This is a genomic window from Micavibrio sp. TMED2 (assembly GCA_002168225.1).
Lineage (GTDB): Bacteria > Pseudomonadota > Alphaproteobacteria > TMED2 > TMED2 > TMED2.
Genome location: NHBH01000001.1, coordinates 2,073,431 through 2,086,508, shown reverse-complemented (window position 1 = coordinate 2,086,508; position 13,078 = coordinate 2,073,431). Strand labels below are relative to the sequence as shown.

General features: G+C 59.2%; 10 protein-coding genes and 1 pseudogene. 6 read left to right on the top strand and 5 right to left on the bottom strand.

Annotated elements, in window-relative coordinates; translation table 11 throughout:
* Positions 1-2 precede the first annotated feature (2 nt).
* Together CBB62_09915 and CBB62_09910 are read left to right on the top strand one after the other, a co-directional pair.
* Positions 3-113 (top strand): annotated as a pseudogene (locus tag CBB62_09915) (hypothetical protein).
* 51 nt (positions 114-164) lie between these two features.
* Positions 165-629, top strand: coding sequence for a hypothetical protein (locus CBB62_09910; protein OUT42552.1), 465 nt, complete (start codon positions 165-167; stop codon positions 627-629).
* Between the two features lie 459 nt (positions 630-1,088).
* Here CBB62_09910 and CBB62_09905 read toward each other — a convergent pair whose 3' ends face one another.
* The 5 genes from CBB62_09905 to CBB62_09885 form a co-directional block, all read right to left on the bottom strand.
* Positions 1,089-2,129, bottom strand: coding sequence for a 5-methyltetrahydropteroyltriglutamate--homocysteine methyltransferase (locus tag CBB62_09905; GenBank protein ID OUT42551.1), 1,041 nt, complete (start codon positions 2,127-2,129; stop codon positions 1,089-1,091).
* Positions 2,130-2,259: 130 nt separating this feature from the next.
* Entirely contained in the window at positions 2,260-3,630 is a 1,371-nt protein-coding gene (locus CBB62_09900; GenBank protein ID OUT42550.1) for a transporter, read from the bottom strand.
* A 4-nt stretch (positions 3,631-3,634) separates the two neighbouring features.
* Positions 3,635-5,578, bottom strand: a complete 1,944-nt coding sequence (locus CBB62_09895) for a macrolide ABC transporter permease/ATP-binding protein MacB (GenBank protein ID OUT42549.1) — start codon at positions 5,576-5,578, stop codon at positions 3,635-3,637.
* Positions 5,575-6,738, bottom strand: a complete 1,164-nt coding sequence (locus CBB62_09890; GenBank protein OUT42548.1) for an efflux transporter periplasmic adaptor subunit — start codon at positions 6,736-6,738, stop codon at positions 5,575-5,577. The genes CBB62_09895 and CBB62_09890 overlap by 4 nt, the downstream gene beginning before the upstream one ends.
* A 179-nt stretch (positions 6,739-6,917) precedes the next feature.
* On the bottom strand, positions 6,918-7,832 hold the full coding sequence (locus tag CBB62_09885) for a transcriptional regulator (protein OUT42547.1): 915 nt from the start codon (positions 7,830-7,832) through the stop codon (positions 6,918-6,920).
* 144 nt (positions 7,833-7,976) lie between these two features.
* On the opposite strand from CBB62_09885, the gene CBB62_09880 reads away from it, so the two are divergent.
* The 4 genes from CBB62_09880 to CBB62_09865 all read left to right on the top strand — a co-directional run bounded on the left by CBB62_09880 (position 7,977) and on the right by CBB62_09865 (position 13,064).
* Complete coding sequence (locus tag CBB62_09880) at positions 7,977-8,678, top strand: quercetin 2,3-dioxygenase (GenBank protein ID OUT42546.1); 702 nt, start codon at positions 7,977-7,979, stop codon at positions 8,676-8,678.
* A gap of 47 nt (positions 8,679-8,725) precedes the next feature.
* Entirely contained in the window at positions 8,726-9,409 is a 684-nt protein-coding gene (locus CBB62_09875) for a hydrolase (GenBank protein OUT42545.1), read from the top strand.
* Between the two features lie 96 nt (positions 9,410-9,505).
* Positions 9,506-11,452, top strand: a complete 1,947-nt coding sequence (locus CBB62_09870; GenBank protein ID OUT42544.1) for an amidohydrolase — start codon at positions 9,506-9,508, stop codon at positions 11,450-11,452.
* Positions 11,453-11,471: 19 nt separating this feature from the next.
* Positions 11,472-13,064 carry an MFS transporter gene (locus CBB62_09865; protein ID OUT42543.1) on the top strand — a complete coding sequence of 531 codons (1,593 nt, stop codon included), beginning with the start codon at positions 11,472-11,474 and terminating at the stop codon, positions 13,062-13,064.
* Positions 13,065-13,078 lie beyond the last annotated feature (14 nt).

Here is a 13,078-nt window from a genome sequence, read left to right as displayed (position 1 = left end):
TCATCTATGGCAACCAGGATAATGACCTACTATATGGAGGGCAGGGAGATGATGTTCTATTTGGCGGCCAAGGAAATGATGCCATATTTGGCAACAATGGAAATGACCGCCTATTTGGCAATGTCGACTCCGATAGTATTGATGGTGGTGATGGTAACGATTTGATGCATGGCGGCCAAGGCAACGACTTGGTTCGTGGTGCGTCTGGTGTCGACACTAGCTTCGGCGGACAGGGTAGCGATACGATATATGGCAATCAGGACAGCGACTTCATCTATGGCAACCAGGATAATGACCTACTATATGGAGGGCAGGGAGATGATGTTCTATTTGGCGGCCAAGGAAATGATGCCATATTTGGCGATAATGGAAATGACAGGCTGAATGGAAATCTCGGTGATGATAGTCTAACGGGCGGAGAGGGGGCTGATACCTTTATCTTTACTGGCAGATTCGGTAACGACGTCATTACAGATTTTAGTGCTGAGGACGGCGATCAGATCGTCGTGTCGCAACCAAACCTGGTCGCAATTAGCCAAGTAGAAGGCAGTATTCTGATGTTGCTTGGGGAAGGTGGATCAATTCTGCTCTTGGGGGTTTCCGATTTTGATATTGCAGATTTGGTGTGATTGAGGCTGTTAAGTTCTGATCTTAGGAAGATTAAATTAATTATTTTATCGCTGTAAAAGCTGCGGGCTTCCCTGTTGTGAGCAGATTTATTCCCTGTTTCTACGATCAGGGAATTTTCTGATTGCGCCGCAGTTCTCTGTCCTGTTCATGGGCAAGGGCACTGTTTTGAAGAACGCATGAATGTTGAAAATCCCTGTATTGCAGCGATAACAGGGAACAGAGCATGGTTCGCAGACGACTGCCACCACCGCCATCATCCCCGGATAGGCACTGTCAGAACAAAAAATTTCACCGTGATTTTCTGTTTCAAATTTTGAATGGCGCGCTTGTAACTCTCTGATTTTATGCAGATCGAGTTCGCAAGCTTTCCAGAAACATGCAGTATTAAACTTTTTCTCTGACGGCACCGCCCAAGGCACCCTCGCAGTGCCTTGGTGTGATATCCGGTATTGCAGTGATTATGCCGCGGCAGAGGTGCTCAGTTCCTGCCGGACGATCTCGGCTCCTGCACTCAGCGCTTCGAGCTTGCCGCGTGCGACCTGACGCGACAGGGGCGTCATTCCGCAATTGGTGCAGGGATAGAGCTTGTCTGCATCCACGAACTCAAGTGCCTTGCGCAGGGTGCTGGCTACCTCTTCAGGTGTTTCGACCTGCGTATTGGCCACGTCGATGGCGCCGACCATGACCTTCTTGCCGCGCAACATCTCGATCAGGTCCATCGGCACATGGGAGTTCTGGCATTCGAGCGAGACCAGATCGACGCCGGATTGCTGAATGGCGGGGAAGATCATCTCGTACTGTCGCCATTCGGAGCCGAGCGTTGCCTTCCAGTCGGTATTCGCCTTGATGCCGTAGCCATAGCAGACATGAACGGCCTTTTGGCATTCCAAGCCTTCCATCGCGCGTTCGAGCGTCGCCATACCCCAGTCATTCACCTCGTTGAAGAAGACGTTGAAGGCAGGTTCGTCGAACTGGATGATGTCGACCCCCGCGGCTTCGAGTTCGCGAGCCTCTTCGTTCAGCAGCGTGGCAAATTCCCAGGCGAGCTTCTCACGGCTGCGGTAATGCGCGTCGTATAGTGTGTCGATCATGGTCATCGGGCCGGGCAGCGCCCATTTGATCGGGGCGTCGGTCTGGGCGCGCAGAAATCTGGCGTCCTCGACAAAGACCGGCCGGGGCCGCGATACGGCGCTGACCACTGTTGGCACGCTGGCATCGTAGCGGTCCCGGATGCGTACGGTTTCGCGCTTTTCAAAATCGACGCCTTCAAGGCCTTCGATGAAGGTGGTGACGAAATGCTGGCGGGTCTGCTCGCCGTCGCTGACAATGTCGATCCCGGCGCCAAACTGTTCGCCAAGAGTCACGCGGAGGGCATCCTGCTTGGCCAGCGCGAGCTCTTCGCCCTCAAGCTTCCAGGGAGACCAGAGTTTTTCGGGTTCGGCCAGCCAGGAGGGTTTCGGCAGGCTGCCAGCGGTGGAGGTGGGAAGCAGTTTGGTCATTTTATGTATCTCTCTGTCTCTTTGACGTCAGGTAGCGGGCAGGGTGGGCGGCGCTGGATGGATGGCACTGGCAGAATAAAAATTTTTACAGTGATTTTCTATTCCAACTTTTGAATGGCGCGCTTGCTGTCTACACGCTCTGCCAGCCGCCGCCGAGGGCCTTGTAGAGGTCAATGGCGGCGAGCAGCAGGGCGAGGCGGGACTGGGCATAACTGTCCTCGGCTGACAGGCGCGAACTCTGGGTGTCGAGCAGCGTCTGAAAGTCGATCAGACCGGCATCATATTGCAGTGTCGACAGGTCATATGCTTCGCGCGACTGCTCCATGGCGACTTGATAGGCGGCCTCGCGGTCCTGTGCCGATCTGACCGCTGTCAGCGCATCCTCGACTTCCTGAAAGCCGGTCAGCACGGTGCCGCGATAGGCCTGCGCCAGTTCCAGCTGTCGGGCGGTGGCGCTCTCCAACCCGCCTTCATTGGCCCCGCCGGAGAAGATCGGTGCTGCGATCGAGGCGGCGAGGGCGATAACGCTGGTCACCGGATCACCGAAGCCGGTCGAGGCCAGCGAGCCGGTACCGCCGAGTGAGATCGACGGGAAGAATGCCGCCCGCGCGGCACCGATATCGGCATTGGCGGCAATCAGCGTTGCCTCGGCTGCCCTGATATCCGGGCGGCGCTCGAGCAGGAATGATGGCTGGCCGGGTGCGATGCCGGGTACTGTTGTGCCGGACAGGTTCTCCGCCTCGACCGTAACGGCCCCCGGTGGTTTGCCGAGCAATACCGCCAGCGCGTTTTCCGCACTGGCGATCTGCTGGATCAATGCTGCGCGGGCGGCTTCGCTATTGGCGACCGCAACCCGTTGTTGTGCGAGCGCGAGCATGGATTCAGAGCCGAGATCGAGCCTCGTCTGGACAATCTCCTGCAACTCCCGGGCGATCTGCAGATTGTCATCGGCAATGGCCAGACGCTCACGCAGATTGAGCAGGGTGAAATAGCCGGTGGCGACATCGCCCATGACCAGCAGTGACAAGGCATCTTCGTTAAACGTGGTCGCCTCATACTGCGCCTGTGCCGCCTCGACCCTGGCCTGATTGGCACCGAACAGGTCGAGTTCATAGGCGATGCCCAGACCGGCGTTCAGGCTGGTTGCCTGATCCGAACCGCCATCGGCAAAATCGGTATAGGAACGGTTGCCACCGCCTGAAACATCGACCCGTGGCAGCAGGGTGGCTCCGGCTATTTTCAGGCTGGCCCGTGCCTGCTCGATCCGCTGGATACCGGCCAGCAGGTCGGTGTTGTTGGCCAGCGCCGCCTGCATCAGGCCGTCCAGTTCTTCGCTGCCGAACGAGGTCCACCAGTCATAGGCGATATCCGCAGCACCCGGCTGATCCTGTTGCTGGCTCCATGTTGCCGGTGCCGCGATATCGGGACGGTTGTAATCGGGGGTGAGCGAGCAGGCGGACAGGAACAGGGCCGCGACTGGCAGAACGAGATGGTTTCTCACAGGCTCACTCCGAACTCAGCGCGACGACGGGATCAAGGCGCGCTGCCTTGCGCGCTGGCAGGTATCCGAACAACAGGCCGGTACAGACGGCACAGCCGAAGGCGAGCAGCGGTGGTCCCATCGAGAAGGCGATGTTCATGCCGAACAGGGACAACGCCCCGGCGGCACTGAAGCCGATGGCGACACCGAGCAGGCCGCCGATGGTGCAGACCACCCCGGCCTCGGTATTGAACTGGATCATGATGTCACGTCGCCGGGCACCGGTGGCCATGCGGATGCCGATTTCGCGCGTGCGCTCGACCACGCTGACCAGCATGATGTTCATGACACCGATACCGCCGACCAGCAGCGAGATCGCCGCGACCGCACCGAGCAGGATGGTCAGGGTATTCTGGGTCTCGGTTGCCATCTCGAGGAATGATGTTGAGCTGCGTACCGAGAAATCCTCCTCACCATGGCGCGATGCCAGCAGGTTGGTAATCGCTGTCTGGGTCTGCTCGATCTCGTCGACATTATCGACCTTGATGTTCATCGTGCTCAGATAGTTCGAGCCGAACAGGCGCACCAGCGAGGTGGTGTAGGGTACCCAGATGGTATCGTCCTGATCCCGGCCCCAGGGGGTCGCCCCTTTGGCCTTCATGATGCCGATCACCTCGAACGGGATATTGCCGATCAGGATGTATTGTCCGAGCGGGTTCTCATAGGGGAAGAAGTTCTCGACCACCGTGGCTCCGAGCACCGCAACGGCGGCGTAACTGTTCACATCGGCTTCGGTGAAAAATGAGCCCTGTACCGCCGGCCAGTCACGCGCTTCCGGGAAATAGGCACCGACGCCGGAGATGCCAACGGCGGCATCGACATTGCCGTAACGCACGGTCTTGGAACCGCTGCGCTCGGGCACGACATAGCTGATATTGTCGATATTGGCGGCGATGGCGCGGGCATCTTCGGGCAGTAGCGTCGCCACATCCCCGGATGAGCGCATTCCCGGCATGCCAGGGCGGATGTTCAGCAGGTTGGTGCCCATGGCGCTGATCTGGTCGAGCACGTTCTGTTTGCTGCCATTGCCAACCGCCAGCATGGTGATGACCGCGGCCACACCGATCACGATGCCGAGCAGGGTCAGCGCGGTGCGGAACATGTTGACGTGCAGTGCCCTGAGCGCGGTTCGCACTGCTTCCTCGGTATCCGAGATCAGCCGTACGCTCTCGCCATTGCGTTTGGTTTCCGGCAGCACGGCAGCGGGATTGTCCTGTGCTGTCTCTCCATCATCGGACAGTATCCGCCCGTCCTGTATGCGGATCACGCGCCGGGCATGGGCGGCGACCGCTTCCTCGTGGGTGATGACAATCACCGTGCGCCCCTGTCGGTTCAGGCCCTTCAGGATCTGCATCACGTCTTCACTGCTCTTGCTGTCGAGCGCGCCGGTCGGTTCATCGGCGAGGATGACCGGTGGGTCATTCATCAGTGCCCGGGCAATCGCCACCCGCTGCTGCTGGCCACCAGAGAGCTGGTTCGGGCGATGATCGCCGCGCTCCCCCAGCCCGAGGTCGCCGAGCAGTTTGCGCGCGCGGCTCTGGCGCACGGTCTTCGCCAGACCGGCATACATCGCCGGTATCTCAACATTCTCTTCCGCCGTGGCGGTGCCGAGCAGGTTATAGCGCTGAAAAATGAAACCGAAGGTTTCCCGCCGCAGGTTCGCCAGTGCATCCGGCCCCAGCTTGCTGACCTCCCGGCCGAGCACCTTGTATGTGCCCTCAGTGGGGCGGTCGAGACAGCCGAGAATATTCATCAGGGTCGATTTGCCGGAGCCTGACTGCCCCATGATCGCAACGAATTCGCCGGGATGGATCGACAGGCTGACATCATCCAGCGCCTTCACCACGGTTTCGCCGCTGGTAAAGTGACGCGACAGATGGGTGATGTCGATCAGTGGTTCGGTGCTCATATCCGGGCCATCCCGCCACGCCGGAAGCCGCCTTGCCCCTGTGCTGCGGCTGATGATGCACTCCCCAGCAGGACCGTATCGCCCACGTCGAGGCCGGATGCCACAGCAGCTTGCTGGCGATCGGAGACGCTGACGATAATCGTCTGCAGGCCCTTGCCCTTGATCTCTATCTCATAGGCGAGGCCATCATCGGTATCGGCATCCGGCACCCGTCGCCGCAATGCCGAAACCGGCACCAGCGGTGCATCAACCGCCTGTGCAACGATGAAGAAGACCTGTGTGGTCATGCCGGTCATCAGCACCCGGTCGCGGTTCGGTACGTCGATAAGCACGCTGTACAGCACCACATCATTCTCGGTTTCCGGTGTCGGCAGGATCTGGCGTACTGTGCCATGCCATTCACGGGTGCCCGACCCAAGGGTGGTGAAATAGGAGTCCATGCCGGGCTGCAGCTTCATCACATCGGCCTCGGCAACCTGTGCCTTGACGGTCATGGTGTCGAGATCGGCGATCTGTACAATAGTCGGCGTGGTTTGATTGGCATTGATGGTCTGGCCTTCCTCGACCGCCTTGTCGACCACGGTACCGGCCATCGGGGCATAAATCTTGGTATAGCTGAGATTGGTCTCGTCACCTTCAAGCGTCGATTGCTGTTCCTCGATCTGTGCCGCAAGCGACAACAGACCGGCGCGCGCCACCTCAAGCGTAGTTTCGGCGTCCTGATAGGTTTCCTCACTGACGGCCCTTGCACTTAACAGCTTCCTGTAGCGCTCGAGTTTCTGCCGCGCCTGTTTGACGAGGGCTTGCTGCTCCAGTTGCTGTGCCTGCAAGGCTTTCAGCCGGGCCTGATCTTCCTTGACCCGTGCGTCATAAACATCGGGATCGATCTCGGCGATCAGATCGTTTTCGCTGACCGTATCGCCGATGTCGAAATGCATTTTCTCGACCAGCCCGGAAATCTGGGCGCCGACATCGACATATTCCTTGGGCTCAAGCGTACCCTGCGCCGTCACCACAGACTGAATTGTCCCGCGGGTGACCATGACCTCTGCTGCCGCGGTGTTTTCCTGTGCATTGCCTGCACGATACATATCGGCAAACAGCCAGATACCTGCCGCAATCAGGATGCAGGCCAGCGCAACTTTCAGGAACAGCTTCATACCAACAGGGTCCGCGTAAGATCAGGGGCTATCGAGCAATATCAATCTGATATACGCATTCAGGCAAACAACCCTGCGATTTTTTTCTTATTGCTCCCAGCAACATGCCAACAGGGAAGCTGAAAATTATGGTGACTGGTCTGGTAGCACTTTTTGCCAAGCCCAGGGGGAAGGCTCCCTCACTCAACCAGATCCCAGTGAGGGTGGGGGCCGAAGCGGGTGATCATGAAATCGGTGAACAGGCGTATCTTGGCCGAGAGGTGGCGGTTGGGCAGGTAGACCACGGACAGCATCAGCTGTATCGGCTTCCAGTCATGCATGACCGTGACCAGTCGCCCGGCCTGTAACTCCTCGCCGACAATGAAGGTTGGCAGCAGGGTTATGCCCAGATCATGAAGGGCCGCATCGCGCAGGGCCTCGCCATTGTTGCTGGCGAAAATCACCTTGGGGCGCACTTGTACTTCCCGGTTGTCCGGTCCGGTCAGTCGCCATGGCCTAGTCGCCGGGCGCAGACCATAATCGAGGCAGGGAAGCCGTTTCAGGTCGTCGGGCTGTTGCGGCTGGCCATGTTTGGCGAGAAAGGCCGGTGAGGCACAGAGCACCCGTTTGGCCTCGCAAATCCGGAAATCAACCAGATGGGCATCTTCCTGCGGTTGGCCGATGCGGACGACCAGATCATAGCCCTCCTCGGCGAGATCGACGAAACGGTCGCTCAGATCGAGGTCAATCTCGAGTTCCGGGTGCCGACTCATGAACTCGGCCACCGCCTTGCTCAGATGCTGCATGCCGAAACTCAGGGGCGCGGAGATGCGCAAGGTGCCGCTGGCCTCGGTATGATCGGCGCGAACCTCCTGTTCCGCCTCTTCCAGAAACCCGAGGATTGTCTTGGCCCGCTGATAGAAGGCCGTACCGGTGGCGGTTGGTGAGACATGTCGGGTGGTGCGGTTCAACAGCTGGGCGCCGAGCTCGTCTTCCAGCGCCAGAACCAGTCGGTTGATACCCGAGCGGGACATGCCCATGGCCCGGGCAGCTGCCGCAAAACCTTCCTCTTCTACAACTGTCACAAAGGTCTGCAGGGCCGCGAATTTATCCATGTTAATTGTCCTTAAAAAATGGACGATATGTGCATTATTTATGGAATTGTCGATTTAATCAACCTGAACGATATTTCTCCCAGACGCAGCAAACGGCTGCACAACAAGGCGCGGCAAGGGAGCTGCGCATCAAGGAGAAATACGATGAAAATTCTTCGTCCGGCAGAACAGCGTGGCAAGGCCAATTTCGGCTGGCTCGACAGCCGTCACAGCTTTTCCTTCGGCCATTATTACGATCCCAACCATATGGGCTTCGGCCCGTTGCGGGTCATCAACGAGGACAAGGTCAGCCCCGGCGCCGGCTTTGACACCCATGGTCACCGCGACATGGAGATTCTCTCCTACGTCATTGACGGCGCGCTTGAGCACAAGGATTCAATCGGCACCGGTTCGGTGATCCGTCCGGGTGACCTGCAACGCATGTCCGCAGGCAGCGGCATCCGGCACAGCGAGTACAACCACTCCAAGAATGATCCGGTTCACTTCCTGCAAATCTGGATCGTACCGGAAGCCGAAGGCATCACCCCGAGCTATGAGCAGAAGGCGTTTCCCGATGCCGAACGGCGCGGAACCTTGCGCCTGCTGGCATCCCGTGACGGTCGGGAAGGATCGGTCACGATCCATCGCGATGCCGATCTCTATGGCAGCCTGCTGAAAAGCGGTGAGGGGGCGTCCCTGAAGCTGCGCCCGAACCGGACCGCATGGGTGCAACTGGTTCGCGGCAATGTCACCGCCAATGGCGAGGCTCTCAGAGCCGGAGACGGCCTTGGGCTGGTTGATGAGCCCTCAATCGACCTTGTCGCCGATGATGACGCGGAAATCCTCGTCTTCGATCTCGCGGCCTGACCACGACCTACCCAATCACTCAACCCGCTGAATTAAAGGAGAAAACAATGTCCAAATCCAAACTCGAGCAACTGTCCCCGGCCAACAGCCAGATCATTTTTATTGATCATCAGCCGCAGATGGCATTCGGCGTCCAGTCGATTGATCGTCAGGTGCTGAAGAACAATACGGTCGGTCTCGCCAAGGCGGCGAAGGTATTCAATGTGCCGACCACCATCACCACGGTGGAGACCGAAAGCTTCTCCGGCCACACCTATCCCGAACTGCTGGCGGTGTTTCCGGAGAACCCGATACTTGAGCGCACCTCCATGAACTCATGGGATGACCAGAAGGTACGCGATTCACTGGCCAAGGCCGGGCGCAAGAAGATCATCGTCTCCGGCCTCTGGACCGAGGTTTGTAACAACACCTTTGCCTTCGGGGCGATGCTTGAGGGTGACTATGAAATCTACATGGTTGCCGATGCCTCCGGCGGCACCAGCAAGGAAGCCCATGATTATGCCATGCAGCGGATGATCCAGGCTGGTGTGGTGCCGGTGACCTGGCAACAGGTGTTGCTCGAATGGCAGCGCGACTGGGCGCATCGCGAGACCTATGACGCGGTCATCGACATCGTGAAGGAGCATTCCGGCGCTTACGGCATGGGGGTCGATTACGCCTATACCATGGTTCACAAGGCACCCGAGCGGGTTGCACACGGTGAGGTTCTGGACCCGGTTCCAGCGAAATAGACCGGCCACTGCAACCGACCAACTGCAACCGATATATGCACGCTGCCCATGGTCATCCGGCGATGGGCAGCTGCTTTCCCCAACAAGGAGAGACCGATGAGCATCCGTCGCCGCAGCGTCATGACCGGGCTGGCCGCAACCGGCACTGCCCTTGCCCTTCCCAATATTGTCTGGAGCCAAACCATGTCCGGAAAGCCTGACACCATCCTCTATAATGGCCGCATCACAACGCTTGACCCCGAAAACCCGGAGGCGCAGGCAGTTGCGATTGCCGATGGTCGCATTCTGGCAACCGGCACCAATGACGAGATCATGCGGCTCGGCAATGCCAAGCGTAAGGTCGATCTCAACGGTCGCCGGGTTATTCCCGGCCTGAACGACAGCCATACGCACCTGATCCGCGGTGGGCTCAACTACAATATGGAATTGCGCTGGGAGAATGTGCCGTCACTGGCGGATGCCCTGCGGATGCTGAAGGAACAGGCCGACCGGACACCGGCCCCGCAATGGGTTCGGGTCATCGGCGGCTGGTCGGAGTTCCAGTTTGCCGAACGACGCATGCCGACACTGGCTGAAATCAACAAGGCTGCCCCGGACACGCCGGTTTTCATCCTGCATCTCTATGGTCACGCCCTGTTGAACAAGGCAGCGTTGGATGTTCTCGGCTTTGACAGCAAGACGCCGAACCCGCCGGGTGGCGTCATCGAGAAGGACGGCAACGGCAAGCCGACCGGCCTGCTGGTCGCCAAGCCATCGGCGCTGATCCTCTATTCCACACTGGCGCGGGGGCCGAAGCTGCCGCTGCAGGACCAGATCAATTCGACCCGCCACTATATGCGTGAGATGAACCGTCTGGGGATCACCTCGATCATTGATGCCGGTGGCGGTGGGCAGAACTTCCCGGATGATTATGACGTGATCCGGAAACTGGACGATGATGACCAGTTGACGGTGCGAATTGCCTATAATCTGTTTGCGCAGAAGGCCGGTGCGGAACTTGATGATTACGAGCGCTGGATTGCCATGACCGAGCCGGGTGCCGGATCGGACATGCTGCGCATGAACGGGGCCGGGGAGAACCTCACCTGGTCAGCGGCGGATTTCGAAAACTTCCTTGAGCCGCGTCCCGATCTGGCCCCAACGATGGAAAGCGAGCTGGAACCGATTGTCGAGTTGCTGGCAACCAACAAATGGCCGTTCCGCATCCATGCAACCTATAACGAGACGATAGATCGCTTCCTGACCGTTTTCGAGCGGGTCAATGGTCGCCAGCCCTTTGAAAGTCGCTTCATCATTGACCATGCCGAGACGGTGACGCCGCAGAATATCGAGCGCATCAAGGCGCTGGGTGGTGGCATCGCAATCCAGCACCGCATGGCGTTTCAGGGAGAGTACTTCGTCGATCGTTACGGTGCACAGGCGGCGGAACTGACCCCGCCGATTACCACCATGCTCGGCATGGATGTGCCGGTCGGTGGCGGTACCGATGCAACGCGGGTTGCGAGTTACGATCCGTGGGTTGGGCTGTACTGGCTGACCACCGGCAAGACCCTTGGCGGGTTGTCGCTCTACAATGACAACAACGTGCTGTCTCGGGAGGAAGCCTTGCGGATCTGGACCCATGGCTCGGCATGGTTCTCTGGTGAGGATGACGTCAAGGGCACGCTGAAACCCGGCATGTATGCCGATCTGGCCGTCCTGTCCGATGACTTCATGAGCATTGAGCCGGAAGCCATCCGCGGCATCACATCGGTGCTGACCATGGTTGGGGGCCGGATCGTGTTCGGTGATCGCGAGTTTGACAAGCTATCGCCAGCCTTGCCACCGGCCTCGCCATCATGGTCGCCGGTTCTGCATGAACCGTCACCGGCACAACGTACAGCGCATACGCACAACAGCTTGCAGATGGCGAGTGCCTGCGGCTGTTCCTCGGCCTGTAATCTCCATGGCCATGATCACGGTATCGCATGGACCAATCCCCTGCCGGTTGCCGACCAGAAAAGCTTCTGGGGTGCGCTTGGCTGCTCCTGTTTCGCGGTTTGAGTACAGAGGATTTTGGATCATGACTGCGACCTCATCGGAGACCGGTGCACTGGCACCGTTACGGGAACCCGCCTTTGCCGCCCTGTGGGTTGCAACCGTGATCTCGAATGTCGGCACATGGATGCATGATGTCGGGGCGGCCTGGCTGATGACCGAACTGGCTCCATCCCCGGCGATTGTCTCGCTCGTGCAGGCTGCCACCACATTGCCGATCTTTCTGTTCGCCGTGCTGGCGGGTGCTCTCGCCGATATCTGCGATCGCCGACGGCTGCTGATCGTGGTCAATATACTGATGGCCTCTACGGTTGCCGTCTTTACCGCACTGGTCGCGGTCGAGATGGTGACGCCGGTGACGCTGCTGGCCTTTACCTTTCTGCTCGGCACCGGTGCGGCCTTCATGGCACCGGCCTGGCAGGCGATTGTGCCAACGCTGGTCAGGCGCGAGACGCTGTCCGCCGCCGTATCCCTGAACTCGGTCGGCATCAATATCAGCCGGGCCATCGGTCCGGCGCTTGCCGGTCTTCTGATCGTGTCCGTGGGTGTTGCCGCACCCTTCGCGCTCAACTTTATCTCCACGCTCGGCATTATCGCGGTGCTGGTCTGGTGGCGACCGGCACAGGCCGAACAAAGTACATTACCGACCGAGCACATCCTCGGTGCCATGTGGACCGGTCTGCGCTTTGCCAGACATAGTTCTGAGCTGGGACACACATTGGTACGGGCTGTGGGCTTCTTCCTGTTCGCCAGCGCGTATTGGACCATGCTGCCGCTGATCGCGCGTGAGGTGCTGCAGGGCGGTGCTCAACTCTATGGTCTGCTGATGGGCAGTGTCGGGGCCGGGGCCGTGCTGGGTGCCGTCATCATGCCGAAACTGCGGCAGAAGCTGGGACCGGACTGGATGGTGGCGCTGGGGACGATCGGGACGGCACTGGTGCTGGTTGTCTTTGCCGTTGTGCCGAACCAGATTGCTGCCCTGATCGCGGCGGCCTGTGCCGGGGCCAGCTGGATTGCCGTGCTCTCGACGCTCAATGTATCGGCGCAGGTGGCCTTGCCGAACTGGGTTCGCGCCCGTGGTCTGTCGATTTTCCTGATGGTGTTCTTCGGTACCATGGCAGCGGGCAGCATCATCTGGGGCCAGCTTGCCGGTATCGCCGGTATTCCGGTCAGTATGCTGATTGCAGCCGCCGGTCTGGTGCTGGCAATACCGCTCACATGGCGCTTCAAACTGGGCAGCGGTGCCGAAATCGACTTCACACCGTCAATGCATTGGCCAGCCCCACCGGTGGAACTCGATCAGGCGGATTACAAACGCTCCGTGACGATCACCGTGCAGTACCGGGTCGCGCCGGATAACCGGCAGGCGTTCCTCAACCTCATGCAGCAACTGAAACGGGTCAGGCAACGCCATGGCGGCTATGGCTGGCAGATACTGCAGGAACCCGGTCAGGCAGATATGGTCACCGAAATCTGGTCGGAAAGATCATGGGCCGAACATCTGCGTCACCATGAGCGCGTCTCGGTAACGGACAAAGAGCTTCAGGACCGGATTGCCGCCTTGCTGAGCGATGGCGCAAAGCCTGTCGTGACCCACCTGATGCCTGCCATACTTTGATCGCGGGCACCCAG

Excerpts from the sequence above, each read along its gene's own strand:
- CBB62_09910 (OUT42552.1), top strand. The coding sequence starts at position 165 with ATGCATGGCGGCCAAGGCAACGACTTGGTTCGTGGTGCGTCTGGTGTC.
- CBB62_09905 (OUT42551.1), bottom strand. The coding sequence starts at position 2,129 with ATGACCAAACTGCTTCCCACCTCCACCGCTGGCAGCCTGCCGAAACCC.
- CBB62_09895 (OUT42549.1), bottom strand. The coding sequence starts at position 5,578 with ATGAGCACCGAACCACTGATCGACATCACCCATCTGTCGCGTCACTTT.
- CBB62_09890 (OUT42548.1), bottom strand. The coding sequence starts at position 6,738 with ATGAAGCTGTTCCTGAAAGTTGCGCTGGCCTGCATCCTGATTGCGGCA.
- CBB62_09885 (OUT42547.1), bottom strand. The coding sequence starts at position 7,832 with ATGGATAAATTCGCGGCCCTGCAGACCTTTGTGACAGTTGTAGAAGAG.
- CBB62_09880 (OUT42546.1), top strand. The coding sequence starts at position 7,977 with ATGAAAATTCTTCGTCCGGCAGAACAGCGTGGCAAGGCCAATTTCGGC.
- CBB62_09875 (OUT42545.1), top strand. The coding sequence starts at position 8,726 with ATGTCCAAATCCAAACTCGAGCAACTGTCCCCGGCCAACAGCCAGATC.
- CBB62_09870 (OUT42544.1), top strand. The coding sequence starts at position 9,506 with ATGAGCATCCGTCGCCGCAGCGTCATGACCGGGCTGGCCGCAACCGGC.
- CBB62_09865 (OUT42543.1), top strand. The coding sequence starts at position 11,472 with ATGACTGCGACCTCATCGGAGACCGGTGCACTGGCACCGTTACGGGAA.